The sequence below is a fragment of the Candidatus Magnetobacterium casense genome (genome assembly GCF_000714715.1).
GTDB lineage: Bacteria > Nitrospirota > Thermodesulfovibrionia > Thermodesulfovibrionales > Magnetobacteriaceae > Magnetobacterium > Magnetobacterium casense.
On the sequence record NZ_JMFO01000001.1, the window covers coordinates 32,707 to 58,365 of the forward strand.

The window sequence follows — 25,659 nt, forward strand, 5'->3', positions numbered from 1 at the left end:
CCCCTTTCTTTATGGTCGTCTTTTTTTTAGGTACCATTGTTTTTTTTACCCGTAATGAATTAATATTTAAGTTCAAACGGTGATTTTGGTCATGAAAATATAGAAACGAAAAAGGAGACACTTATGCTGATAATCGGTGAAAAGCTGAGCATAATAGCCAAGCGAGTCAGAGAGGCCATGATGAAACGCGACAAGGGCCCCATCCAGGAGATAGCCAAGGCGCAACAGGCCCACGGCGCCGGCATGATAGACGCCAACATCGGTCCCGCCGAGGGACAGGAAGACCTAATGGAGTGGATGGTTACGACCATTCAGGAGGTCGTGCATCTTCCAGTGTGCCTGGATACCACCAACTACGACGCCCTGGAGAAGGGCCTCCGCGTACACAACAACGAGTGGGGCAGACCCCTGATCAACTCCACCTCCAACGACCCCGAAAGACACCCCATCATGGAACTCGCCGCCAAGTACAACAGCGACATCATCGCCCTGACCGTCGGCAAGGGCGGGTTGCCCGCAGACGCCGAAGAAAGATGCGGCATTGCGGCTGAACTGATGGCCATCGCAGGCTCTTTTGGCGTGCCTATGGAGAACATCTACCTCGACCCCCTCGTCCTTCAGATCGCTACGACCCAGGACCAGGCACTGAAAGTAGTCAAGACCATCAAAATGTTCCAGGAACTCAACGACCCGCCCATGAAGACCGTCGTCGGTCTCAGCAACATCTCAAACGGTTGCCCCAAGAAAATCCGCCCCATACTCAACAACCACTTCCTGACCCTCCTGCTGTACGAGGGCCTCACGGCAGCCATCGGTGACGCCGAAGAGATTGTCACCACCGTCAAGACCGTTGACGCTATACTCAATAATACGCTCTACGCACATTCGTACCTGGAGATGTAGCAGGCAGAAACTTACACAGAGCCGACAGTGCAAGAGATAGACAGTAGCTAAAATAAAGAATTAAACCGGAGGGGTTTTTATGGCATTTACACCACCTAAAGAGACGTACACCGGTAAGGTGTACACAACAGCAATAGGGCAGAGCGAGGTCGCTATTGGAGGGGAATCGGTATTGCCGTTTCATTCCTTTGAGGGCGCCATGCCCAACAGACCCGTAATCGCCTGTGAGATTATGGACATCCCACCCACAGACTGGCCTGATACTGTGAAGGAGGCCTACGCGGGTGTCGGCGATGACCCGGTAAAGTGGGCGCTGCACTGCCAGGACACGTTAAAGGCAAAGATGATCGCCCTGCGTCTGAGCGGCACCCATCCCGATAGCGGCGACCGTTCAGCCAACGATGCCGCCAAGGTTGTCAAGGACGTCCTGGGCGCCATTAAGGTGCCGCTAATAATCATCGGCAGCAACCACGCCGAAAAAGACACCGATGTCCTCGTAAAGGCATCCGAAGTCGCAAAGGGTTTTAATTGCATCATCGGCAAGGCACAGGAGTCCAACTACAAGACCATCGCAGCTTCGGCTATGGCCAACGACCACAAGCTCATCGCCATGTCCGAACTCGATATCAACCTGTCCAAGCAGCTCAATATCATGATCACGCAGTTGGGGTTCAGCAAGGACCGGATCATAGTCGATCCAATGTGTTCGGCACTGGGCTACGGGCTGGAGTACACGTACTCGGTCATGGAGCGCATCAGGTTGGCCGCACTGACGCAGAACGACACGATGATGCAGCAACCCATGCTGGCCGATGTCGGCGTCTACGTGTGGAAGATCAAGGAGGTTTCGGCATCCGAGGAGCTGTTGCCGGAGTGGGGATCGCTTAAGGAGCGCGGCATAGCGTGGGAGGCCCAGACGGCGGCTTCTCTGATGTTGTCGGGGGCAGAACTGCTGATCATGCGCCATCCACAGGCCATCAGCACCATCGAGGCCTTTATCGACGAAATGGTTTAATCTTGGAGGATATGACAATATGGCATTAACAGGAGTAGAGATTTTTAAACAGTTGCCAAAGACCAACTGCAAAAAATGTGGGTTCCCCACGTGTCTGGCCTTTGCGATGCAGTTGGCACAGAGAAAGGTGTCACTGGATGCCTGCCCCGATGTCTCGGAGGAGGCCAAGAAGAGCCTGGGTGAGGCATCAGCTCCGCCCATCAGGGGGATAACTTTTGGCGCCGGTGCCCGTGCCGTGAAAGTCGGAGAGGAAACCGTGCTCTTCAGACACGAAAAGAAGTTCGTCAACCCGTGTGTGTTTGCACTGACCATCAGCGACAACGACAGCGACGACGTGGTGGCAAAAAAGCTCGCCGAGTGCATTGCCTCGGAGATCGAGCGCGTTGGACAGAAGCTCAAAATTGACGCCCTGGCCCTGCTCAACGACTCCGGTGACGTCGGCAAGTTTGACGCCCTGGCAAAGACCGTTGCCGCCAAGGCCGGTGACGTGCCGGTGATCCTGGCCACGGAAAACGTCGATGCCGCTCGTGCTGCACTTGCCTCATATGCCGGCAAAAAACCAATGGTCTATGGCGTCACGGATGCAAATGCGGCAGACATGGCCAAGCTCATCAAGGACAACGCCGCCGTTGCCGGTGTAAAGGCAAACGGACTGTCGGAACTATCCGACCTGACAGAGAAGGTTAAGGGCCTTGGTGTGGCAGACATGGTCATGGACTCCGGTGCCAAGACTGGCAAGGAAATCCTCGAGCACAACACGTACATCAGGAGGGCAGTCCTGAAAAAGGGCAACAAGGCCCTGGGTTACCCCGTCCTGAACTCGATGGTCAGGGCAGACCACATGCTTGAGACACTGATGGTTGGTCTGGGGATATCCAAGTACGCATCGATAATACTCGTCTCCGGAGCTGAAAAGTGGCGCAACCTCGTCTCATTTACCCTGAGACAAAACATATACACCGACCCGCAGGTGCCAATGCAGGTGGAGCAGAAGGTCTACGAAATCGGCACCACCAAGGCAGAGTCTCCGCTGTTGGTGACAACGAACTTCTCTCTGACGTACTTCATCGTTGCCGGCGAGATTGAAAACAGCAAGGTGCCAACGTTCCTGGCCGTAATGGACTGCGAAGGACTGTCGGTGTTGACGGCGTGGGCTGCCGGTAAGTTTACGGCAAGCAAGATAGCCGCATTTATAAACGAAAGCGGCGTTGAAGGCAAGATCGCCAACAAGGAACTGATAATCCCCGGCTACGTGGCCATACTCAGTGGCGCACTTGAGGACAAGCTCCCCGGATGGAAGATAACGGTCGGGCCTCGTGAGGCCAACGCTATCCCGAGTTATCTCAAGGGCAGGTCTGCATAGGGGAAGCAATGCTTAACTCCAATGCCCTTTGCGGTGGATTTAATGCTCAGAATAAGAATATGGATGTTAAGGTAAAGTATAAACGATGCACAAGAGAACATGCAATGACTTAAGTCACATAGGTTAGGAGGAAGATTATGTCGAAAATTATAGCATCCGGAGCCATCAGGGGTGCTCACAGGGTGTTTGACAACGCGCAAATGCTTTTGAACAAGGTCACGGCGGACAAGGGCAAGGACTACGTCTTTGAGTTCCCCGACACCGCCTACTACCTTCCAATGATATATGCAATGACGGGGTTTGCTGTAAAGACGCTCAAGGACATGCAGGAGGCACTGACAATGACCAAGGCCTACCTACACCCCGAACCAACCAACGATAAGTGGACACCCTACCTCGGCGAGGCACTCGACAGTGGAATGGCCACGTTGTTTGCAGAGGAGATTTGGTTGGCCTGCCGCTACATAGAGGGCCTTGAGCCGGAAAAAGACCCCGACACCGGCCTGGTGTACAACGGCTTTATTACGGACACGATCCAGAGAAACCTCGGCATCCAGCTTGTTGACGGTAGAATGCCCGGTTTTGCGGCCATCGTCGGTGCCGCACCCGATGACGATACCGCCGTGAGGATTGTCAGGGAGATACAGGAAAAGAACATCCTGGTGTTTCTCTCAGGCACGTCCAATGGCGAAACAATCACCAGACAGCTCCAGCGCAAGAAGGTAGACCTCGGCTGGGACACCTACGTCGTTCCGCTGGGGACGCACACCGAACACACCCTCTACGCCCTGGACTGGTCAATCAGGGCTGCAATGATCTACGGCGGTATGAAGCCCGGGGACTTCAAGGGTTGCCTGAAATACACCAAGGACAGGGTCTTTGCCTTTGCCTTGCCGCTGGGCCCCCTGGACGACGTAAAGTGGGCAACCGGCGCCGGTGCCATCAACATGGGCTTCCCGGCCATCTGCGACACGGATGTACCCGTTATACATCCCACGGGCGTTACCACTTACGAAGAAGTGGACAAGGAACTCAACCACCAAAAACTCGTCGCACGTGCCATTGAGGTCAGAGGTCTCAAGGTCGTGTCGCACAAGCCAAACATCCCCATCGCCTACGGACCTGCCTTTGAGGGTGAGAGGGTCAGGAAAGAGGACACGTTTATCGAGTTTGGCGGCAACTATACACCCGCCTTTGAGTTCCTGAGACTGCGGGAACTTGATGAAATCGAGGACGGCAAGATCGTAATCAAGGGAGACAACTGGAAGGAGCGCTATGAGGCCGGAGGCAAGATGCCCCTTGGCATACTCGTGGAGGTCGCCGGCAGGGAGGCACAGTCGGACTACGAGCCTATCATGGAGAGAAAGCTCCACCATAACATAAATGAAGGTCAAGGCATCTGGCACATGGGCCAGCGCGACGTCAACTGGATACGTATCAGCAAGTCGGCCAAGAACGAAGGCTTCTCCCTCGAGGACATAGCCAAGATACACCACACGATGACGCACAGCAGATTCAAGGCCATCGTGGACAAGGTCCAGGTAACGCTGATGGTTGACGAGCCGGAGGTGCTGTCGTTCAGGGATGAAACCAGACGCATATGGCGTGAGCGCGATGACCGTATCGGGTCGCTTACGGATGAGAACGTGGATACGTTTTATTCGTGTCTGTTGTGTCAGTCCTTTGCACCCAGCCACACGTGTGTCATAACGCCGGAGAGGCTTGGTCTGTGCGGGGCCTACAACTGGCTCGACTGCAAGGCGGCCTTTGGCATCGACCCCTCAGGCGGAAACCAGCCCATCCCAAAGGGCGAAACCCTCGAACCGGTCTATGGCAGATGGACGGGCGTGGATGACTACATCAAGGCATCAACTGGTGGGGCCGTGGAGTCCTTTAACGCATACACGATTATGGAAAACCCGATGACCTCCTGTGGGTGCTTTGAGTGCATCCTGGCAGTGGTGCCGGAGGCAAACGGGGTCATGATAGTGCAACGCGGACATGTCGGTATGACCCCCATTGGGATGAAGTTTTCGTCGCTGGCCGGCACGGTTGGCGGTGGGTTACAGACGCCCGGGTTTATGGGCATCGGGGTCAACTTTATCACGAGCAGGAAGTTCCTCTTTGCCGACGGCGGAATAAAGCGGATCGTCTGGATGACCAGGTCGCTCAAGGAGCGCGTCAAGGAGGCATTCATGCACAGGGCACAGGAAGAGGGCGTGCCTGACCTGCTTGACAAGATAGCCGATGAATCGATCGCCGAGGATGCGGAGAAGCTGGTGGAACACCTCACTGCCGCAGACCATCCGGCGTTGACTATGAATTCGCTGTTTTAGGTCATCCACGTTTGTTATTACAGTTTGTCATTGTCGTACTTGATACGACAATCCACGATGGTGGATTCCTGCTTGCGCAGGAATGACAAACGGATGCAAACAGGATGATTTTAAAGTTTTACGAAAGGAGTGCAGCAATGAATACATTAAAGAACGTAAAGAGCGCCGATGCGGTGGCAGAGGACATCATCCAATGGGCGCATTCACATGGCATGAAGTCGGCCTTTGACAGGGCTGAGGACCTCAAGCCCTGTCCGATAGGGCACAGCGGGGCATGTTGCAAGATATGCTTTATGGGACCGTGCAGGCTTGTTGGCCCCAACGCCGACGAAGATGCAAGGGGCGTGTGCGGGGCATCACTGCCGGTAGTAGCAGCGAGGAACTTCCTCAGAATGTGCGCCGCAGGCACTGCCGCACACAGCGACCACGCAAGAGATATGGCCTTCACGCTTTTAGAAGCGGCTACCGGTGAGGCAAAGGACTTTGAAATCAAGGACGAAAAGAAGCTGAAAAAAGTCGCCGGCATACTCGGTATAGAGACGGAGGGCAAGAACAAGAACGAAATCGGCAAGGAGGTAGCGCTAGCCATCATCGCCAACTTCGGGCAACAGAAGGGTGAGGTCTCATACGTCAGACGCGCCACCAAGAAACGTCAGGAGGTATGGAAGAAGTGGGGCATCACACCCCGAGGCATAGACCGAGAGGTAGCCGAGGCCATGCACAGGACAAACATGGGCGTTGACCAGGACCCGGAAAACCTCCTGATGGCGGCCCTCAAGGTGTCGCTGGCCGATGGTTGGGGCGGTTCCATGTTCAGCACCGATATCACCGACATACTCTTTGGCACGCCAATGCCCAAGCTCTCCACGGCCTCCCTGGGCGTGATGAAGGAGGACGAGGTAACGGTGGTGTTGCACGGCCATGAGCCAACCCTTGCCGAAATGATCGTGGACGTCTCCTCGGAACCGGAGATACTCGCCTACGCCGCCACAAAGGGCGCCAAGGGCATCAACCTCGTGGGAATGTGCTGCACGGCAAACGAAGTCCTTATGAGACACGGCATACCTACCGCCGGCGGATTCCTCAACCAGGAACTGGCTGTCATGACGGGACTGGCTGAAGCAATGGTCGTTGATGTCCAGTGCATCATGCCGGCAATCGCCGATGTGGCCAAAAAGTTCCACACCAAGATAATCACCACATCACATAAAGGCAAGATGGTGGATGCCACCCACATCCAGTACGACGAGCACAGGGCAAAGGACATTGCCAGGCAGATACTGAGACTGGCCTGTGACAACTTCCCCAACCGGACGACCAAGGGACAGCGTTCATCTAAGTCCTCCCCGGTAATAGCGGGCTTTTCGCATGAGTACATCGAGTACATGCAGGGGGGCAGTTTTCGGGGATCCTTCAGGCCGCTCAACGATGCCATCATGGCCGGACGTATCCGCGGCGTGGCCGGTATCGTGGGATGCAACAACCCACGGACATCACAGGACAGCTTTCATGACTACCTGGCCACGGAGTTCATACGCAACGACGTCCTGGTGGTATCAACCGGTTGCGGGGCCGCAGCCTGTGCAAAGGCCGGATACATGACCCCGGAACATGCCTTTGAGATGGCGGGCGTGGGACTCAGAGAGGTCTGCGTGGCCATCGGGATACCGCCTATACTACATCTGGGTTCGTGTGTGGACAACTCCCGCATACTAACGATTGCAACCCACATGTGCGAGGAGGGTGGCCTGGGCGACGACATCTTTGACCTGCCAGCCATAGGCATTGCACCAGAGTGGATGAGCGAAAAGGCACTGGCCATTGGCGCCTACTGCGTGGCATCGGGTATGCACACGATCTTTGGCTCGGAAAACCCCATGGGTGCAAGTGAGACCGTCGTCAAGCTCCTGACCGACTTCTGGGAAAAACGCGTCGGCGGCAAACTGGAATTCATCCCGGACCCCAAGGACATCCTGGAAAGGGCACTGTCCGCAATAGATTCAAAGCGCGATGCTCTGAAGCTCAAGAAGTACGAGCCAGGCAAGTTCGGCGCAGAGAGAGTCCTGATGACCATGGCCGACAGGAGAAAGCTGGAAAAGGAACAGCAGCAGGCATCCTGAGTGCAAAACACTAAATGCGGCATGAATGGGGCGAGCCGGGGTGGTCTGGCTCAACTGGATTCCCGCTTTTGCGGGAATGACATTGGCGCGGAGGAAGAATTTAGAGCGATGGATGATATAAAGACTAATGACATAAACGCAGTGATGAGCGTGGTCAAGGACATCATCTCGGACAAAGAGAAAAAAAAGGGCGTCCTGATCCCGACCCTGCACCGGATACAGACTGAAGAAGGCTATTTGCCCTCAGAGTCACTTGGTGAGCTGTCCAAGACGCTGGGACTGCCACTGGCTGAGATATACAGCGTGGCCAGCTTCTACAAGCAGTTTCACTTCACGCCGCGCGGCAAAAACATCGTGCGCGTGTGCACCGGGACGGCCTGTCACGTGCGTGGGGCGTCCAAGGTGCTTCACGCCCTGGAGGACAACTATGACGTAAAGGCCGGCAGTACCACCGAAGACCTCAAGGTGACTCTTGAGACCGTCGGATGTGTCGGGTGCTGTGGACTGGCCCCCGTTATCACCGTAAATGAAGAGGTCGTAGGGGCGATAAATGCCAAAAAACTAAAGGACCTCATGACCGAAATAGACGAGGGCAAAGACTATGGAGAAAATTAGAAGCATCGAGGCATTCAACAACCTCAGTCTGTTGCTCAAGGACGAGGTGTTCAAAGAGGGCGTACCACGCATCAGGATGTGTACCGGTACGGCCTGTGTCGCAACCGGTGCCAAGAAAGTCGGACAGCAGTTGGAGCACCATAGCAAGGCCGCCGGGCACGACATAGAGATCGTCCACACCGGTTGTCAGGGTTTTTGTCAGGAAGGCCCCGTCATGAAGGTAGAGCCTCAGGGTTATTACTACAACAGGGTCAAGGCAACCGATGCACACGACATAGTGTCAACGACGATATCGGCGGGTTATTCCGTGAGAAAGCTCCTATACAGGCAATCCGTCATGGAAGAGCCGCTGGAGATCATGGAAACTCTGCCGTTTTACAAGAAGCAAAAGAGAATAGCCCTCAGAAACAATGGCCTGATAGACCCGCGCAACATCAATCACTACCTGGCCGTTGGCGGATACAGGGCACTTGCCAGGGCACTTTCGACCATGACCCCCGATGAGGTGCTGGAAGAAGTGGATAGGGCAAATCTAAGGGGACGTGGAGGGGCAGGATTCCCCGCAGGCAAAAAGTGGAAACACGTAAAAAGCTCCGGATACCCCATCAAGTTTGTCATAGCCAACGGCGATGAGGGCGACCCCGGTGCCTTTATGGACAGGTCGATTATGGAGGGCGACCCGCATGGCCTTATAGAGGGAATGCTCCTGTGTGCATATGCCATCGGCGCCCAGTACGGTTACATCTACGTAAGACACGAGTATCCGTTGGCCGTGGTCAACCTCAAGCACGCCATCAAGCAGGCCACGGAAATGGGCTTCCTGGGCGATAACATCCTGGGGACTAACTTCAGCTTCTCCCTGGACACCAGAGAGGGTGCCGGGGCGTTTGTCTGTGGTGAGTCCACGGCGCTTGTGGCCTCCATTGAGGGCGAGCGCGGATTCCCGCGCCCCAGACCCCCAAGGCTCTCCGAGTACGGCGGCGGTGTCTGGAACTATCCCAGCAACCTCAACAACATAGAGACCTTTGCATGTGTGCCACACATAATCGAAAACGGGTCGGACTGGTTTAAGAGTATCGGCACGGTTAACTCACCTGGAACCAAGGTGTTTGCGCTGACGGGTAAGGTCAGAAACACCGGTCTGGTGGAGGTCCCGATGGGGATCACGTTGCGCGAAATTATCTTCGAGATCGGTGGCGGAATTTTAGACGGCAAAAAGTTCAAGGCCGTGCAGACGGGAGGTCCATCCGGTGGATGTCTGCCGGAGGAGTACCTTGACATGGCCGTGGACTTTGACTCGTTGGCCAGCGTGGGGTCGATGATGGGCTCCGGCGGTATGGTCGTCATGGACGAGGACACCTGCGTGGTGGACGTTGCGCGCTTCTTCCTGACCTTTACAAAAGAGGAGTCCTGTGGCAAGTGTCCCCCGTGCAGGATCGGTACGTATCAGATGCTCGATATCCTCAACAAGATAACCGCCGGAAAGGGCGAACCCCAAGACCTCGAACGTCTGGAGTGGCTCAGTAAGCGCGTACAGAAGATGTCCCTGTGCGGCCTCGGTCAGAGTGCGCCTAACCCAATCCTGTCAACCATGAAGTACTTCAGACAAGAGTACGAAGAACACGTACACGACAAGTACTGCCGTGCCAAGGTTTGTAGCGGCCTTGGGCAGTTTACCATTGACCATGCCATGTGTTTCCTGTGTGGTCTGTGCAAACAGGCATGTGCCTTTAACGCAGTCAAGGAGACCAGACGCACGTATTTCATTGACCAGGACGAGTGTACCAAGTGCAAGGCCTGCTACACGGCCTGTCCAATTGGGGCAGTTAAGATCGGCAAGGTACCAAAGCCTAAGCCAGTCGCTGCCGGGAGATAGAGACTATGCCAAAAGAGACTATAACGATGACGGAAAAGACCGAAAAGAAAGAAAAGGACATAAAGGAGATCGCACGGGACGTCGAAAAGTATAAGTGTGCCGTGCAGAAGGCCCTTATGTTCCTGGATGAGTTCATAGATGGTCCGATGTGTGCCCGTTGTCTGCCCTGTCCAATGGGCAGTTACGAAATGCGCATACGGATGCGCAGGTTGGCCGACGGCAAGGCCACGGAGCTGGACGTACAGGCCATCAGGCGGATAGCGCCGCTGATGCTTGAATCCTCCATGTGCAAGAAGGGCAAGGATACGGCCAAGTTTATCATCGACACGATGGAGACATCCCCCAACCTCTACTCGTTGCACGTGGAGGGGGTGTGTCCAGATAAGGAGTGCAGGTCGCTCATCGTCTACAGGGTGATAGCGGACAAGTGCGTCTGTTGCGATGACTGCCGCGTGGTCTGTAAGGACTTTGCCATCGTTGGTGAGCGAAAGAAGTCTTACCTGGTGGGGTACATACCCTACGAAATAGTGGATAAGCGATGCAGCAGGTGTGGCCTGTGCGTTCCGGCCTGCACCTATGGCGCCATAGAGATCGTTGATGCAAAGGCGGCTGCGGTACACTCGGCTGCGTGAGATTGGCATGACAATAGTGTTTATGAGTAATCACAAGAAAAAGGAGACTTAGCAATGTCTGAGCTTGTAACCGTAAAGATAAATGGCAGCCTGCACAAGGTACCAGCGGGTATGAACCTCATAGAGGCTACCGAGACCGTGGGGGTGCATATCCCCAACTTCTGCTACCTCAAGGGGATGAAGGGCATCGGGGCCTGCCGCATGTGCGTGGTAGAGGTAAATGGCAAAACGATGACCGCCTGCATTATGAAGACCAAGGAAGGCATGGAGATCGTAACCGAAAGCGAGCGCCTCAGCGACATGCGTAAGTTCGTCGTAGACCTGATCCTGTCGATGCACCCCCTGGACTGCATGACGTGTACGAAGGCCGGAGTCTGTGAGCTGCAGGATTATGCCTATGCCTTTGCGCTGAAGGAGTCCAATTTTACGCGCAAGTGCTTTAATTTTGCCATTGACGAGGGCAATCCCTTTATCAAGCGTGACCCGGACTACTGCATCCTGTGCGGACGGTGTGTGCGCGTGTGTAAGGAGCAGGGCACGGCGGTGCTTGACTTCATGGGAAGGGGCGTCGGTTCTAAGGTAACAACCGCCAACGACCTGCCGCTTCAGCAGTCGGGTTGTACGTTCTGTGGCAGTTGCGTGGACGTCTGTCCGGTCAACGCGATACTTGAGGCAGACAGGTGGCGAAAGGGCAGGGAGTGGGATTACATCCGGCACAAGTCGGTGTGTCTGTACTGCTCAAACGCATGTGACCTTAATGTCAGTACGTTAAAGGGCAACATCGTCATGATACGTGCAGGAGCAGACGATGGACGGGCGGATTACTTCACCTGTGCCACGGGGCGTTTTGGCTTTGACAGTTTGATTGCCGATACGCGCATTCTTTTGCCGATGAAGCGTGTTGATGGCAAGTTGGTAGACACCACCTGGGATGACGCCCTGCAGTTGGCCGCCTCCAAGCTCAAGGAGTCCGGCAGCGGGGGGTGCGACCCCCAGCGTCAAAGTGGTATCGTCGCCAACGGTGCCATCACCAACGAGGAGGCTGCGGCGTTGAGTGCCTTGGCCGTCGGAGCGGGTGTAGCAAACGTTGATACCACCGTGAGTCTGTACGGCGATGAGGCGTCGCTGTTGGGTGCGGCGGTTGACCCCGAAGATGCCGACCTCTTTGTCGTGGCCGGATTGGCGCCAAATCAGTGGGAGCGCAATCTGCCCGCCCTCGATGCCTTCCTGCGCACCAAGGCCGAACGAAAGGCCAAGCTCATCGTTATCAGCGCCGGGGACGTCAAGATCAGTGACGCAGCCGACGTGGTGATAAAGGCCGATGAGGCAGAGGGTCTCAAGGCGTTGGCATCCGCCCTTGCGGCGAAGGGATTGTCCCTGCCGTCGGGGATTGACGTTGCCGGTGCCTCCGTAACAGAGGAAGTTGATCGTGCGGCGGAGCTTTACAAGGCGGCGGTTAATCCGGTGTTGTTGGCCTCCCCTGACCTATTTGCTGCGGCTGTCAGCGTAGCGGCGATCAAGGGTGCGGCCTTGTCGATACCGGTTGAGGCAAATGCCAAGGGCGTGTTGCTCATGGGGCTTACTCCCAAGGGGCAGTCGTATGACAGTATGCTCAGTGGCGGGGTCAAGGTGTTATTTGCTGCCGGTGAGTTGCCCACGGTAAAGAGGCCGTCGGTGGACTTCTTCATCCTGGCTGCCACGCACATGTCCGATCTGGCGCGGCAGGCTGATCTGTTGTTGCCTGCTGCGGCGTATCTTGAGGACAGTGGCTCGATTGTGGATTACGCCGGCAGGCTCAAGAAGATGGCAAAGGCGGTTGAGCCTCCTGATGATGTCAGGACGATGGCGTCTATAATCGGCGACATAGCCAAGGCTTGTGGTTTGGATGGCAAGGCCTCGGATGTTGAGGCACTCTACAAGGCTAACTTAAAACCGGCAACACCTGGAGCCTTCAAAAAGCAAGCTCTGCTAAAGGTAGACCCCGTTGAAATGCTTAAAGTATTGAACACTAATGTGGTCAATGGCTCGCGGCTATTATGGCTACAGGAAACAGAAAAAGCACTGGCCTGCGCGCAGGTATAGAGAAGAAGAGAAGGTAAGAAAGACAAGGAGGGCGTTTTGTGGCGGGGGTGCCCCACCCCCTCCGCCCCCTCCTTGACCTCCCCTGCAGCACCAAGTAAGGCCAGTGAGGTGCTATGCCATCATCACTGTCAGTTCCAGCGCCGAGGACAGGGTCAGCCTCTGATTGCCCGACAGTGGAACCTTCTTGCCCATTGACAGGCGCACGTCGTCGAGGTATGTTTCGTTTGTCGTGTTGAGGTCTTCGATGTACCAGGTGCCATCCTCATATGTAAACCTGGCATGTCGCCTGGAGACCGTCTTGTATGGCTCGATAACGTCCGCCCCAACTGCTATGCGACCAACAACATCGCCGTCGCGGACGGTTATGCTGTTGCCATCGCTTGTCGTAAGCAGCAGCGTCGGGCCGGTTTCCGGGACTACTTCTTCAGCAACCGGTCGGGCCTCCTCAACGGCAACACCGGAGATGTCCCCAAGACAACGCACACACATCACCTCCGTGGGAGCATTTTCGGCATTGCACGTGGGACATACCTTAACAGATGACAACCTGCACCGCCTCCATATCCGTCTGCTTGGGAATGCCTATTACATATATACCCGTTGGGGCCTCTACGATCTGGAGCTTTCTCTGGTGTGGTCTTCGCTTTAGGTATGAGCTGTATCTGATGCGCAACATTGCATCCTGTGTGATTATGTTGGCGTTCTGGTTGGCGGAGCCTTTCCACACGTAGTCGGTCTCAATTCCCTGCATGTAGCGTCCGTCAATCAGCACGTCTACAAGCTCCACTATGTACTGATACCGCAACCGTAGGGCGTCAAACTGATACCCGCTGTATAGCATGATATCCGTAAAGCCGGCATTTCTAATCCCCATGAGCAACTCAAACAAGGCATCCGGCTGGTCAAACGGCTCTCCCCCGGAGATGGTTATACCGTCGGGTTTAGCGTCCCTGAAGCTGATGACCTCCCGGAGCACGGTGCCTACATTCGTCCTGTATTGCTGCTGCACCTGCCATGTGTGTCGTGCCATGCACCCCTTACACCCAATGGAGCACCCCTGAAACCATATCCCCACGCGCTCGCCAATCCCCAGCACCTGGACGGGATAGTGGATCAGATTTATGTCAATTGGCTGTCTATCGTTAATTTCCATGACTGTCCTTGTCGTGTAACTTCCGTTATGATCAAACGCTTGCTACCCTGAAGCTCAAACAGTGCCCTCGAAAACGGATTTATAAACGCCGATTCCAGCTTGTTACCAATACCGCGTCCACCCATCGACAGGTCAGAGCAGGTTATCTCAACCAGGCTTTGATAGGCTCTCTGTGACAGTGTAACGTCGATGCCGTAGAAGTCCTTTATTTTGTCCAGGACGTTTTGCAGCATCTTGTCCAGTATCAGGGACGCCGCCCCCGCCCTTATGAAGTCAAATACGACGATGTTGTCACCAATCCGGTTGAGTATTTCCGGTCTTCCGATGGTGTACGTAAAGAAGTCGCCGATGGCCTGACGTATCTGTGCATTTATGTCCTCGTATGGCATATCGGCACTGACGCGCTGGAGCCTCTGACCGGTTTCGGAGGTTTCGTAGATTCCCAGGTTGCTTGTAAAAATAATGAGACTCTCTGAAAAGTACACGGTCTCACCCCGCCCGGAGGTCAGTCTGCCATCATCGAGGATTTGAAGGAAGATATCGAGTATCTTTGGGTGCGCCTTTTCGATTTCGTCAAAGAGGATGACGCAGAAGGGGTTGTTTTTAATAGCGTTTGTCAGTTGTCCGCCGACGTCGTATCCGACGTACCCAGGCGGGGAGCCCACAAGCCTCTGATCGGAATGTTCCCTGGCATACTCGCTCATGTCAAAGCGCAGGTAGCTGGTCTCTGAGCCAAAGAGCAGTGCAGTGATGGCCTTTGCCAGCTCGGTCTTTCCAACGCCGGTGGGACCGGCAAAGAAGAGTGCCCCCTTTGGTCGTTGCGAGTGCCGTGAGTACTGGCATCCGGAGAGGTTGAACACGGCCCGTCTGATGATGTCGCATGAGCGTTGGACGGCTTCGTCTTGCCCTTTGACGCGCTCAAGCAGCGTGGCGCAGGAGTTTGCTATCTTTTGCATATCGAGTCTGGACCATGGATTTTCCACGATACCGAGCTTGTATGCCTTGATGGCGTCGCTGATCTGTGCAAAGCGCAATTGTTGTCGTCTGGCCATGGCAACAATGGCCACGATTTCGGAGGCAAAGAGGCCGCTTGTCTGGTCAATGAAGGTTGATATTCCTTCCTGCTGTTTCTGTGCATCGGTCTCCTTAAAGCCGTCGATGGCCTTTGCCAGCGTGTCTATGACGGTCTTTCGGAGGAAATAATCCGGCCTGGGGATGTTCAACATCCTTATGCGGGCATTGTCGATAGTGTACCAGGGGGGGATGTCGTTTTCCTTGTCGAGTACCCAGATGACAAGGTTGAACTTAGGATGCGGGGATTGCCCTGATATGACGGGTGTTGCCCTTTGGGAGAGTCTGAACATCCTGTAAGAGAACTCCTGCATATCATTGGGCGCTATGTCGGCGATCCTTGAGGCAAAGTTTAGTATGATGGCGCTGCCGGTCTCCTTTGAAGAGCTCAACAGCTCTGCAATTTCGGCCATCCTGACGGGAGTGGCAATCAGCGGTGCATCGCCCTTTGTCTGCTCACGGGTAATCTTTTTGAAAACCTCCGGGTCGCCCTCGATGAGCCTGATGCCGTACAGGGGCTCGTAAGCAAGGATCAGGTTGTAGTCGTTTTCCCTAAGGATTGTCCTTATGTAGTCAGTAAGTCTGAGTGTAGTGATGGTGCCATCTCTAAGCTCAATGGGGTATGCGTCGTAGACATTGCCCCAGAGCATGAACTGCGGCTTGACAGACATAAACCTGATGATTTCCCGTGCCCATTTAGGCATAACCTCCGGCTTTAAGACCTCACCCTGATCTACCGAGTTCGACATATATATATTATATCATAAAGTACATTGCAAGTACATTGCACAGGGGGACATAGAAGAGCAGTTTTATGCAATGGTGAATTTGCACGGCAATCAGGTACTATAAAACAGTGGTGCCGGTGGTGTCAGAAAAGAGCATTTCAAGCAGTTTAGGGATCATTGGTTCTACGATGAAATAACGTCTCAGCTTACCATCGGGGTAGTAATCGATTACACGGTGGTCTCTGAGTATGGCGAGGTGTTGGGAGAGGTTTGGCTGGCTTACATCGAGAAACTTTTCTATGTCGCTTACGCACCTTCCCCCCTTGGTGAGCTGCATAAGTATCCTGATCCGTACAGGGTGCGACACCACTTTCAGCATATCTATCTTCTGCTCCAGGGTTTTCATCAATTATACGTGATAGTATACCACTAAGTCCATAAATATGTCATATGGTAACTCAGGCGTGGGTGCATTGTCAAGCCTTTACGCTCGCTCCAGAGCAGGGCAATCGCATTGCAGACATCCAAATAATCTTCTTTTACACCATACCTGAACCTTGACCTTTGCCCACCATTTATGAGAAGATAAGAAAGTATGATAGCGGCAAGGCTTTGTAAAAAAAGCTGGAGGATTATATTATGGACATAGGTGCTATTAAGACTGCGTTACTTAAGCATTCAAAGTGCATGAGGGTCTTATATGCTGAGGACAGTCGCTCTGTAAGGGAGATGATTGCTGATACGTTGAATGATTTTTTTGATGTTGTAGACACGGCTGAAAATGGTGCTGTAGCCATGAACATGTACAGAAGTGGATATTACGATATTGTTATCAGTGATATAATCATGCCCGAGCTTGACGGCATCGAGTTGACCAGGAGGATCAAGGAAATCAATCCTGAGCAGTCGGTGGTGATAACAACCACATGTGATGACGCTAAGTCGATGCAGAAACTAATTAACCTCGGTATTGATAAGTTTGTCATTAAACCTATACACTTAAAAGATATGCTCCTGAAATTATTGCAAATAACCACCAGGATCAATCAGAGAAAAGAAAACAGCAAGAATATAGTCCTTACAACCAGACTTTCGGCAATGACCGAAATCCTGTCAAATATTGCCCACCACTGGAGGCAACCCCTAAACGTTATAGGCCTGAACGTGCAGGAATTGCTTGAACTGGACAACGAAGGTCAGTTAAATGCACAGACTCTGAAAGAGACCATCGACGGGATAATGGCACTGATCATGTCCATGTCTGATACTATCGATAATTTCAGGAAACACTGTAAGCCAACAGAGACAACAGGGGTCTTTAGCATAGTACAGGCCGTTGACAGTGCCATCTTTATCATAAGGGACAACATAGTCTGTAACGGTATAAATCTGATAAAGGTCTATGATAGAGATACCATGATAACAGGCAATGAGCGGCAGTTTTCCAACGTCCTGATCCTTGAGCTTCTCTGCAACAGCATTGACGCTCTGCTTATGCAAATGCCACAAAATCCATGTATCAAGATAGGGGTGACAACCGAAAACGACCGACCTGTCATCACGGTGTTTAATAACGGCGGCGCCATCAGAGATGATATCATGGGCAGGATATACGAACCGTACTTCAGCACAAAATCGGTTGGCTCGGGCAGCGGACTGGGCTTGTATCTGGCAAAGATGGCGGTTGAACAAGACTTCAAAGGCACAATGAACGCTCAAAATATCGATGACGGCGTGGAATTCACGGTAAAGCTGTAAAGAATCTGACGCAATCATATGTTTTTTTACGTGGAGGCAATTCGCCCCCTTGACAATGGTCAATAATATATTGCACAATAGCAATCGTACTGAATGCGGGCAGCATGGCCCTCTGTAAAGAAGGCGCGTAGCTCAGTGGAAGAGCGCTACCTTGACACGGTAGAGGTCAGGGGTTCGATACCCCTCGTGCCTACTTAATAAATTAACCATATGTATAAATATATAAATGATATTACAGTTATACGAAAAAAGATGATAGAACGCTGAAACAGGAAATGACAGTTATCCAAAAGAAAATATTGTCATACATAGAGAAGATACCGGCGTTATCTCCTACGATTGCTAGAATAATAGCAATAACGGGAAATGATAATGCTTCGGCTCGTGACCTTGTAAACGCTATAAAGATGGACCCTGTGCTCACGGCCAAGGTGCTCAACCTTATCAACTCGGCGTACTTTGCCATGCCACAGCAGGTTGTGTCGATCAATCGGGCGATAATCCTCCTGGGGATGAATACCATAAAGAACCTGGCTCTGAGCGCCGAAGTGCTCTCATCGTTTAACCCTGGTGCGGGGGCATCGTTTAATGTGAACAAATTCTGGGAACATAGCCTCGCATGTGCCGTTGGCTGTAAGCTCATCGCTTTACGTGTTATATCGGACCCTGTTAAGCAGGAGGAGTTTTTTATCGCAGGACTGATCCATGATATAGGCAAGATTTTTCTCATAAAGCACTTCCCCAGGGATTACTTTTCGCTGCTCAAGAAGGTCACTGACTACGAACAGTTGGTGATTAAGGAGAAAAAGTTCTTTACGCTTAATCATTCAGAAATTGGCGGCCTTATTGCTGACAAGTGGGCGTTGTCGGGCGAACTTGTCAAATCCATACAGCATCACCATGAAAGCACCATGCAGGATGACAGCAAGATGCCTGCTGCCGTCTATCTGTCTAATCGCTATTGCAAGATCAACGACTATGATGACGGTATCGGTATCCCACAGCCAACGGATTTAACCGATGCCAACTGGCAAAGACTCGGGTTGTCTGTCGAGGCGGAGAGAGATATCTTCAGTACACTAAAAATCAGGGTTGAAGAGGCAAAGGTATTCTTACAGGTGCGGCATACCAGCGTCGGTGACCAACCCCAGAAGTAGAATGATTGGTTTTAAAGACTTGCACACTCACAGATGAATGGAGGAAGGTTATTGATGAAAAGAGTATTGATAATGCTGCTGTTTGTCCTGCTGTCATGCGGTAAGGATGAGGTGAAAATTACCCCTGATGAGTCAAAGATTGCAGCGTCGGTGATGAATGTAATCGATCAAATCAGACAACTGTACCAGGGACACGCCAAGGCTGAACTCAAGGAGTTGTCAACCCCCGAGGGCTATATGGGTTACCTTTCGGCAACGAAGGACTTTGATACAGCTTCTTTGACGTTTACACCCAAGTGGGTCAATGTTAAGGACTCCACTGTCGAAATCAACGTGGCATGGAAAGGAGTATGGAGAAAGGGTGACGACGTAGTTAACGAACAAGGTATCTGCATATTCGTCATGACAAGACAGCCCATTAAGCTGCTCCAGATACTAAGGGAAAATCCCTTCAACTATCCCCGATAGAATACTCTCAATCCCATCGTAGTCAATGTTGCACTGATAACCTGGCAGAACTGTGATATAGTGTCCTTTAGTTGCGCATGGAGCTGTCTCTCCTTGACCCCATAATGCTTAACCTTATCATCACAGAAATCTTTACAGCGAGAAAATTTTTACATTATTATTCTGGTACTGATGAACACGATTACTCTGTGATGGTTGCATTTTTTATTTTTTCTTTCTTTACTACTTAGTGTTATACTATTATTCGGTTATGAAGTACGACATAAGTGTAATAGGCGCAGGCAGTTGGGGGAGCGTGCTGGCCAATATGCTCGGTGAAAAGGGGCTACAGGTCATGCTCTGGAGCCTTGAGCGGGACGTTGTGGAGGGGATCAGAACCGACAGGGTCAATCACCTCTACATGCCGGGACTCAGGATGTCGGAGAGGGTCACTCCCACGGATGACATCAGCGAGGCAGCCGGGGGCGCACCGATCTTGCTCCTTGTTGTACCGTCTCAGTTTGTAAGGGGTGTTTTGCACAATATGCTTGCCCACATGGCCAGTGATGCGATCATAGTCTCTGCCATCAAGGGGATCGAAAAGGGGACGCTACAGACCGCCTCGGAGATTATCCGGCAATACTGTCCGCATGAGAGGGCAGTGCTTTCGGGGCCGAGTTTTGCCGCCGAGGTGGCATCCGGAAAACCCACTGCCATTACCCTTGGAGTTATGGACATCTCGCGTGGACACCACCTGCAGGAGGTCTTTAATACGGATTATTTTCGGGTCTATACGCACGATGACATGTTGGGTATAGAGCTTGGTGGGGCGTTGAAGAACGTCATTGCCATAGCAGCCGGCATCTGTGATGGCCTTGAGCTGGGTCTCAATGCGCGTGCGGCGTTGATCACGCGAGGGTTGGCTGAGATCACGCGCCTGGGGGTCAAACTCGGCGCCACTGCGCGGACGTTTTCCGGTCTCAGCGGCATGGGTGACCTCGTGCTGACCTGCACGGGGCAATTGTCCAGGAACTACACAGTTGGCTTACAACTTGCCAGGGGTCAGACAACAGTCGAAATTGTTTCAGAGATGAACGCCGTGGCCGAGGGGGTAGAGACCTCTCACTCGGCATTTGAGCTGTCAAAGGCAGCCCGGGTGGAGATGCCAATTGTAACACAGGTATACAGGGTCATCCACGAGGGAAAAAGCCCCTCAAAGGCCGTCAACGAGTTGATGAGCCGGCAGTTGCGAAAGGAGTTTTAATGCCGTGGACAGGCATGTTATAGAACAACTGCTTGTGGCATTTAAGGAGGGCAGGTGTACCCTGGATGAGACGCTCAACAGGTTCAGGCACCTGCCATACGAGGACATCGGGTTTGCCAGGATAGACCATCACAGACAACTGGTCAGCGGCATCACGGAGGTGGTCTATGGGCAGGGCAAGGGTGTTGACGAGGTCATCGCAATAGCGCGCAGGCTCTATGACAACAGCGGCCGGGTGCTCATCACCCGCACCAGCGAAGAGGTCTTCAGTGGCCTCGCAATAGAGGGGGCACGTTTTTATCCGCAGTCACGCATTATCATGGCCGGAGTGAGCACTCAGACCAGGGGACACATACTTGTCGTCTCCGCCGGGACATCCGACATAGCCGTGGCAGAGGAGGCCGAGTTGACGGCAACATTTCTGGGCAGCGCCTGTGGCACGGTCTTTGACATCGGCGTTGCGGGGTTGCACAGGGTCATAAGCAACATGAAATTATTTGACGAGGCGCGGGTCATCGTGGTTGTTGCCGGGATGGAGGGCGCCTTGCCTTCGGTCATCGGGGGGTTGACGTCAAAGCCGCTTGTGGCAGTGCCGACGTCCCAGGGCTATGGTACAAACCTCGGTGGTCTGACCGCACTGTTTGCCATGCTCAACTCCTGTGTACCGGGGATCGCAGTCGTGAACATCGACAACGGCTTTGGTGCCGGATGTCTCGCACACAAAATCAACATGATAGGATTATAGGGAGAAAAGGTGAGAACATGACAGGATTGAAGGTGTTGTCAACAGCGGTGTTGCTGTGTCTGATTGGCGTGCCTGCTATGGCGCTGATGGTGGCCATGGAGACGGCGGATTTGACGCGTGGGGCCGACGTTGTGGTTTGCGGCAGGGTCAGTGCGGTCAAGGCGCAGTGGAGTGAGGACGGCAAGCGGATCGTCACTCGGTCAACGGTTAGCGTTGGTGAGTACGTCAAGGGTGCGGGCACATCCGTGGTTACGGTTGAGCAGTTGGGCGGTGAAGTTGATGGCGTGGGGCTGAGGGTATCGGACACGGTCTATCTCAAGGCGGGGGATGAGGTGATCCTGTTTCTCAAGCAGCGTCAGGAGACACGTTCATCAGGGTATGATGTCGAGTTGGGTGTATACACAATTGTAGGTTCTGCCCAGGGCATCTACGTCATAGACGGCAGCGGTAAGGCCGTCAAGGGCGGCTTCTCCCTTGCGGATGCCCCACAAGGCGTGGATTTCAGCATTGAGGTCGGCGAGCTGATCAGGAAGATCAGAAGCGTCAGGGATTAATCAGCAACGTAAAGAGCAATATTTTACAAACGGAGGAGACATGGACAGGTTATCGAAATATGTGTTAGTAGCGGGCTGTATGTGTATGTTTTGCGCTGGTGTTGCCTTTGCCGGTGACCCTGTGATCAATTGGCGTGAGCGCAATCAGCAACGGAGGATAGACCAGGGCGTTAAGAGCGGTCAACTCACCCCTGATGAGGCCAGGAGGCTGGAAAGACGAGAGGCAAACATCAGGCAGACCGAATCAAGAATGAAAAGCGATGGCAAATTGACAAAGCAGGAGCGTAGAAAACTGATGCGGATGGAAAACAGAACCAGCAAGAAAATCTATAACCTCAAGCACAACAATAGACGAGTTCCGGACTGATTAGTGGTAAACGCCGTCAAGGGAGTCAGGGGGTAATCCGCCGAAGGGCCGCCTCCGTGGAAGGTTCAATCTCCGGTGGCAGCTTTGATGGAGGGCTTAGTGGTATTGGCAATATCCTCCGTCACAACTACGAAAATATAGCAGCGCCAGTCATGTGGAAACTGGTGCAAGACGACCTTCCTGCACTGGAAAAAGCATGCCGTGAAGAAATGGCGTTGGAAGGCGAATCCTTTAGGCAGTAAGTTTATCTGTTAATCTCTCCATGCCTTTAAGTCTCAGGTAAAAAATCAATCCGGTCGATTTCGTTCATGACTTTATCGGTTTCGGTCAGGGCGACGATGATGCGTTGATAGTGAAGGATGTCATCGCTGGTTAGTTTGCGGGTTTTGCGGTCTTTCAGCCATTTTTGGGCGGGTTGGTAGCCTCCGATGTAGAAATTCCATGCGGTGAGCGGCACGTTATCGAAATACTGTGCGGGATTGATCCAGACGCGACCAAGGCCGGACTTATCCTTTGCTTCTTCCAAGCGCATAGCGACGACTTCGTGGTTGCCACTTATCGGATATGTCGTGATGAGCGTGTCCAACGCAGGGCTTTCCATCAGGTGCAGTTGTCGCAACTCCGTGCCCTTGGCGGCTAAGGCGTGGAAGGCTTTCTTGTCCTTGGGGTAGGGGATGCGCGGAAAGTCGTATTTCAGAAATTCGGCGTAACGTCGGCGATAGGCACGGCTGTGCAGCACGGCATAGATATAATCGAACAGGCTTTGCGGCTGAACGTCAGGGACGATTTTCTGAATGGCGTTGTAAGTTTTGGGGGCGAGGTTGGGAAGTCTGGAGTCGATACCGCCCTGCATATCATTATAGAGATAGAGAGGAAAAATATAGTTGATGTTGTATGCACTAAACGTTTTGTGTGCGCTTAAATTCCTTGTAAGAAAACCACCTATTTCCTCAAGAGGTTGCTTTGGGACGATAAGCGCAACATTTTCACCTGAAAGAAGATGTCTCATAATCTCTTCACGTCCCCAGTCTACCATCTCTGGTGTGTAGTATATTGCGCGATCATCAAAGGGGCGATAGCAGATGGTCGCTATCTTGTCTGCATGATCAAAATTCTGGATTTTTTCTCTGGCTATTTCCAGTTTCCAACCGCGTGTATCACCAGACAAGTATTTCCATTCTTTTTTCCCGCCAAAAAACTCTTGCCTTACTTGATGAATCGATTTGGCTGGATCGCAGAACGATCTTATCTTCTTGATTAATTCTTCCCGTGTAAAACCTATGACGAGTCCGTCCCGTGCTGTCACAATGCCAGTGACGTTTGTGGAAAACAGCTCATCCAAAGCAAAACCAGCCTGATATTCAGAACCGACATCATGATTCTGTGGGATAAAGAAATAAAGCGGCTCACGAATATCCAAAACCTTAAACGGCATTGTTGCCAGTTTACCGTTATCCAGCGCATCATATTTTATGTTACGGCTTCCCCACAATTCAGCGTAATGCACCTTTGCAAGCGGCTTGTTCTTACCTTTGTGTTGTAACTTTATCGCAACGATAATTGCAACGCCTTGCTGAATATCAAAGACATTCTTATCAGCGGAGCCGTCCGGAGTGGTTTCTTTCTTTTTGGCATTGCCGTGCAGATCGAGAATATAAATATTGTCGAATGTACTTAAGATATGCCAGCGCATTCCGCGAAAGGTCGGATTGTCCAAATATCCGTGATTGGTGATATAGGCAAGAATCCCTTCGCCATTCTTTTCGATATAATGTTCGCCAAGACGGATAAACTGGACGTAATCGTCATTCAGCCAGTGTTTGCGCTCGTTGAAATGAACGCCGTCCACATATTTGTAATCTTCGATTTTATTCCTGGCGATCCAACTATTCATGTTCGACGAAATGCCTTTATACGGCGGATTACCCAACGCAACCATAATCGGCATCTCGCGCTTGATGCGGCCGGCGGCGTTGGCTTCTTGCGACAACCAGTTGGCGAAGGGCAAAAGCGGGGCATTGTGGTGTTCTTCAAGGCTGTTTGTAAGATAGACGCTGAGACGTGGCGGTCTGACTGGATTGGTCGGGCGATAGTCGGTTTCGGTCAACAGCAAATCCAACTTCATGTGGCACATGGCGTATGGGGCCATCAGCAATTCAAACCCATGCAGACGCGGCAAAAGATTTTGTTCGACATAGGCGCTCCACATTCCCTCCTGTCCCTTGAATCGAGCGTAAACCTGTTTGACGATTTCGGCTAAAAATGTACCTGTTCCCGTAGCAACATCAAGCAACTGAATCTTGTGAACTTCCTTGTTAACCTTGATGAATTTGCCATCCGCCTGACCATCGGCTTCTATGTTTATCTTGCTGGTATCGGCAAGGCCGTCCTTGATACCAAAATGGGTTTTCAGGACATCGTCAATAGCGCCAACTATGAAACGCACCACGGGTTCCGGCGTGTACCAGACTCCGCGCGATTTCCGCAGTTTGGGATCGTATTCCGCCAGAAAGGTTTCATAGAAATGCAGAACGGGGTCGTTCTGTCCGGTGGTTGTGCCAAAGTCTTTCAAAATCTCATGCAAATCTGCCGCTCGATACACCTCGCAAAGCGCATCGACTATCCAGACCACGCGGTCGTCAAGATCGGGGCCAGTGACGTATTGGAATAACTGCCGCAGGAACGGGTTGGATTTGGGAATGAGGGTCAGTGCATCGGAGCGTGAAAAATCTCTCACCGAGTTGTCGTGCAACCGCGCCGTAAACAGCCCATAGGCAATCGTCTGGGCGTACACGTCCGCAAACTGTGCCGCGTCCATATAGCGCACCAGCACTTCCTGGAAAGCCTTGAGTTGGTCTTTCAGGCTGCATTCCTCCGTGCTTTCGTCAGTTACGGCCTTGAAAAACACATCACGCATCAGGGCGGATTTACGTGCCATCATTTCGGCCAGTTTCTTCGCCGATTTGATTGTCTGCCCTTGGAACGCGGCAAAATCTGCCAGAAGGTTTTTTAGGCGCATAAAATTTTCAGGCTGAGGAACAATGCCGGATGATGTTGCCTGGGCAATGCGGATTTGTTCAACCCGCTGCCCATTCATGAAAAAGCGGAACTCCAGATAATCGGTCAGGATGATGTTGTCGAGAGATTCCGTATAACGTTTCCATTGATCGTCGTCCTTGCTGCCGCGTTCAACACGATCCAGATCAACTCCGATGTCTTTGGCTTCGATATAACCAATGTCTATCTTTCGACGAGTGAGGATATAATCCGGAGCACCACATTTTTGGCGCTTGGGTTCGTTTGTAACATGCACATCTTTCAGCAAATGCGTCAGGAGAACTTGCAAAGCCAAACGATAACTATGTTCGGTCGCGTTTCCGGCACGGTAAAGATGGTTGATTTCGGTGATGTATTTATCGAACATTACGGATTGCCTTCCATAGTGGCAGACAACGTTTCTCTTATCTTTTCAA

The 25,659-nt window shown here is 52.5% G+C and carries 22 protein-coding genes and 1 tRNA gene; 18 read left to right on the forward strand and 5 right to left on the reverse strand.

The features are described from left to right. Window positions 1-123 precede the first annotated feature (123 nt). From Mcas_RS00135 to Mcas_RS15885, 9 genes are all read left to right on the forward strand, one after another. Entirely contained in the window at window positions 124-903 is a 780-nt protein-coding gene (locus tag Mcas_RS00135) for a dihydropteroate synthase (RefSeq protein WP_040333236.1), read from the forward strand. Window positions 904-982: 79 nt separating this feature from the next. After that, complete coding sequence (locus Mcas_RS00140) at window positions 983-1,918, forward strand: acetyl-CoA decarbonylase/synthase complex subunit delta (RefSeq protein ID WP_040333238.1); 936 nt, start codon at window positions 983-985, stop codon at window positions 1,916-1,918. Window positions 1,919-1,937: 19 nt separating this feature from the next. Beyond that, window positions 1,938-3,281, forward strand: coding sequence for an acetyl-CoA decarbonylase/synthase complex subunit gamma (gene acsC / locus Mcas_RS00145; RefSeq protein ID WP_040333240.1), 1,344 nt, complete (start codon window positions 1,938-1,940; stop codon window positions 3,279-3,281). Window positions 3,282-3,418: 137 nt separating this feature from the next. Beyond that, window positions 3,419-5,617, forward strand: coding sequence for an acetyl-CoA decarbonylase/synthase complex subunit alpha/beta (acsB, locus tag Mcas_RS00150; protein WP_040333241.1), 2,199 nt, complete (start codon window positions 3,419-3,421; stop codon window positions 5,615-5,617). A gap of 137 nt (window positions 5,618-5,754) precedes the next feature. After that, window positions 5,755-7,737, forward strand: coding sequence for an anaerobic carbon-monoxide dehydrogenase catalytic subunit (gene cooS, locus Mcas_RS00155; RefSeq protein ID WP_040333243.1), 1,983 nt, complete (start codon window positions 5,755-5,757; stop codon window positions 7,735-7,737). A gap of 108 nt (window positions 7,738-7,845) precedes the next feature. After that, window positions 7,846-8,352 (forward strand): NADH-quinone oxidoreductase subunit NuoE, encoded by a 507-nt coding sequence (nuoE, locus tag Mcas_RS00160; RefSeq protein ID WP_040333245.1) that lies wholly within the window; start codon window positions 7,846-7,848, stop codon window positions 8,350-8,352. Next, window positions 8,339-10,228, forward strand: a complete 1,890-nt coding sequence (locus tag Mcas_RS00165; RefSeq protein ID WP_081853479.1) for an NADH-quinone oxidoreductase subunit NuoF — start codon at window positions 8,339-8,341, stop codon at window positions 10,226-10,228. The genes nuoE and Mcas_RS00165 overlap by 14 nt, the downstream gene beginning before the upstream one ends. Window positions 10,229-10,233: 5 nt before the next feature. After that, entirely contained in the window at window positions 10,234-10,860 is a 627-nt protein-coding gene (locus tag Mcas_RS00170) for an NADH-ubiquinone oxidoreductase-F iron-sulfur binding region domain-containing protein (RefSeq protein ID WP_040333248.1), read from the forward strand. Window positions 10,861-10,914: 54 nt separating this feature from the next. Continuing rightward, window positions 10,915-12,942 (forward strand): NADH-quinone oxidoreductase subunit G, encoded by a 2,028-nt coding sequence (locus Mcas_RS15885; protein ID WP_052566617.1) that lies wholly within the window; start codon window positions 10,915-10,917, stop codon window positions 12,940-12,942. Window positions 12,943-13,053: 111 nt separating this feature from the next. Here Mcas_RS15885 and Mcas_RS00180 read toward each other — a convergent pair whose 3' ends face one another. The 4 genes from Mcas_RS00180 to Mcas_RS00195 all read right to left on the reverse strand — a co-directional run bounded on the left by Mcas_RS00180 (window position 13,054) and on the right by Mcas_RS00195 (window position 16,300). Beyond that, window positions 13,054-13,488, reverse strand: a complete 435-nt coding sequence (locus Mcas_RS00180; protein WP_040333250.1) for an FHA domain-containing protein — start codon at window positions 13,486-13,488, stop codon at window positions 13,054-13,056. After that, complete coding sequence (locus tag Mcas_RS00185) at window positions 13,475-14,095, reverse strand: 4Fe-4S single cluster domain-containing protein (protein WP_040333251.1); 621 nt, start codon at window positions 14,093-14,095, stop codon at window positions 13,475-13,477. Before Mcas_RS00185 ends, Mcas_RS00180 begins: the two co-directional genes overlap by 14 nt. Continuing rightward, entirely contained in the window at window positions 14,062-15,915 is a 1,854-nt protein-coding gene (locus tag Mcas_RS00190) for an AAA family ATPase (protein WP_052566618.1), read from the reverse strand. The genes Mcas_RS00185 and Mcas_RS00190 overlap by 34 nt, the downstream gene beginning before the upstream one ends. A gap of 97 nt (window positions 15,916-16,012) precedes the next feature. Continuing rightward, window positions 16,013-16,300 (reverse strand): ArsR/SmtB family transcription factor, encoded by a 288-nt coding sequence (locus Mcas_RS00195; protein ID WP_052566619.1) that lies wholly within the window; start codon window positions 16,298-16,300, stop codon window positions 16,013-16,015. A 233-nt stretch (window positions 16,301-16,533) separates the two neighbouring features. Between Mcas_RS00195 and Mcas_RS00200 the strand changes: the two genes are divergently transcribed. From Mcas_RS00200 to Mcas_RS00240, 9 genes are all read left to right on the forward strand, one after another. Then, window positions 16,534-17,652 carry a sensor histidine kinase gene (locus tag Mcas_RS00200; protein ID WP_040333253.1) on the forward strand — a complete coding sequence of 373 codons (1,119 nt, stop codon included), beginning with the start codon at window positions 16,534-16,536 and terminating at the stop codon, window positions 17,650-17,652. Between the two features lie 121 nt (window positions 17,653-17,773). After that, a tRNA-Val gene (locus Mcas_RS00205) sits at window positions 17,774-17,845 on the forward strand. An 82-nt stretch (window positions 17,846-17,927) separates the two neighbouring features. Further along, window positions 17,928-18,809 carry an HDOD domain-containing protein gene (locus Mcas_RS00210; protein ID WP_052566620.1) on the forward strand — a complete coding sequence of 294 codons (882 nt, stop codon included), beginning with the start codon at window positions 17,928-17,930 and terminating at the stop codon, window positions 18,807-18,809. A gap of 54 nt (window positions 18,810-18,863) precedes the next feature. Continuing rightward, window positions 18,864-19,277 carry a hypothetical protein gene (locus Mcas_RS00215; protein WP_040333254.1) on the forward strand — a complete coding sequence of 138 codons (414 nt, stop codon included), beginning with the start codon at window positions 18,864-18,866 and terminating at the stop codon, window positions 19,275-19,277. 250 nt (window positions 19,278-19,527) lie between these two features. Next, on the forward strand, window positions 19,528-20,520 hold the full coding sequence (locus Mcas_RS00220) for an NAD(P)H-dependent glycerol-3-phosphate dehydrogenase (protein WP_040333255.1): 993 nt from the start codon (window positions 19,528-19,530) through the stop codon (window positions 20,518-20,520). Between the two features lie 4 nt (window positions 20,521-20,524). Then, window positions 20,525-21,265, forward strand: a complete 741-nt coding sequence (gene larB / locus Mcas_RS00225; RefSeq protein WP_040333257.1) for a nickel pincer cofactor biosynthesis protein LarB — start codon at window positions 20,525-20,527, stop codon at window positions 21,263-21,265. 17 nt (window positions 21,266-21,282) lie between these two features. Continuing rightward, entirely contained in the window at window positions 21,283-21,819 is a 537-nt protein-coding gene (locus Mcas_RS15890; RefSeq protein ID WP_052566621.1) for a hypothetical protein, read from the forward strand. A gap of 40 nt (window positions 21,820-21,859) precedes the next feature. Continuing rightward, the gene (locus tag Mcas_RS00235; RefSeq protein ID WP_200873594.1) at window positions 21,860-22,186 is read left to right on the forward strand and encodes a hypothetical protein; all 327 of its coding nucleotides are present in this window, start codon (window positions 21,860-21,862) and stop codon (window positions 22,184-22,186) included. 56 nt (window positions 22,187-22,242) lie between these two features. Beyond that, the gene (locus Mcas_RS00240) at window positions 22,243-22,428 is read left to right on the forward strand and encodes a HepT-like ribonuclease domain-containing protein (protein WP_040333259.1); all 186 of its coding nucleotides are present in this window, start codon (window positions 22,243-22,245) and stop codon (window positions 22,426-22,428) included. A 26-nt stretch (window positions 22,429-22,454) separates the two neighbouring features. On the opposite strand, the gene Mcas_RS00245 is transcribed toward Mcas_RS00240, so the two are convergent. Then, a complete protein-coding gene (locus Mcas_RS00245) occupies window positions 22,455-25,610 on the reverse strand; it encodes a type ISP restriction/modification enzyme (protein ID WP_040333261.1) in 3,156 nt (1,051 codons plus the stop codon). Window positions 25,611-25,659 lie beyond the last annotated feature (49 nt).

Coding starts and splice junctions, on each gene's coding strand:
- Mcas_RS00165 (WP_081853479.1), top strand. CDS start 8,339: ATGGAGAAAATTAGAAGCATCGAGGCATTCAACAACCTCAGTCTGTTG.
- Mcas_RS15890 (WP_052566621.1), top strand. CDS start 21,283: ATGACAGGATTGAAGGTGTTGTCAACAGCGGTGTTGCTGTGTCTGATT.
- Mcas_RS00135 (WP_040333236.1), top strand. CDS start 124: ATGCTGATAATCGGTGAAAAGCTGAGCATAATAGCCAAGCGAGTCAGA.
- Mcas_RS15885 (WP_052566617.1), top strand. CDS start 10,915: ATGTCTGAGCTTGTAACCGTAAAGATAAATGGCAGCCTGCACAAGGTA.
- Mcas_RS00200 (WP_040333253.1), top strand. CDS start 16,534: ATGGACATAGGTGCTATTAAGACTGCGTTACTTAAGCATTCAAAGTGC.
- Mcas_RS00210 (WP_052566620.1), top strand. CDS start 17,928: ATGACAGTTATCCAAAAGAAAATATTGTCATACATAGAGAAGATACCG.
- cooS (WP_040333243.1), top strand. CDS start 5,755: ATGAATACATTAAAGAACGTAAAGAGCGCCGATGCGGTGGCAGAGGAC.
- Mcas_RS00195 (WP_052566619.1), bottom strand. CDS start 16,300: ATGAAAACCCTGGAGCAGAAGATAGATATGCTGAAAGTGGTGTCGCAC.
- acsC (WP_040333240.1), top strand. CDS start 1,938: ATGGCATTAACAGGAGTAGAGATTTTTAAACAGTTGCCAAAGACCAAC.
- Mcas_RS00170 (WP_040333248.1), top strand. CDS start 10,234: ATGCCAAAAGAGACTATAACGATGACGGAAAAGACCGAAAAGAAAGAA.
- Mcas_RS00140 (WP_040333238.1), top strand. CDS start 983: ATGGCATTTACACCACCTAAAGAGACGTACACCGGTAAGGTGTACACA.
- acsB (WP_040333241.1), top strand. CDS start 3,419: ATGTCGAAAATTATAGCATCCGGAGCCATCAGGGGTGCTCACAGGGTG.
- Mcas_RS00185 (WP_040333251.1), bottom strand. CDS start 14,095: ATGGAAATTAACGATAGACAGCCAATTGACATAAATCTGATCCACTAT.
- Mcas_RS00245 (WP_040333261.1), bottom strand. CDS start 25,610: ATGTTCGATAAATACATCACCGAAATCAACCATCTTTACCGTGCCGGA.
- Mcas_RS00190 (WP_052566618.1), bottom strand. CDS start 15,915: ATGTCGAACTCGGTAGATCAGGGTGAGGTCTTAAAGCCGGAGGTTATG.
- Mcas_RS00220 (WP_040333255.1), top strand. CDS start 19,528: ATGAAGTACGACATAAGTGTAATAGGCGCAGGCAGTTGGGGGAGCGTG.
- Mcas_RS00215 (WP_040333254.1), top strand. CDS start 18,864: ATGAAAAGAGTATTGATAATGCTGCTGTTTGTCCTGCTGTCATGCGGT.
- nuoE (WP_040333245.1), top strand. CDS start 7,846: ATGGATGATATAAAGACTAATGACATAAACGCAGTGATGAGCGTGGTC.
- Mcas_RS00235 (WP_200873594.1), top strand. CDS start 21,860: ATGGACAGGTTATCGAAATATGTGTTAGTAGCGGGCTGTATGTGTATG.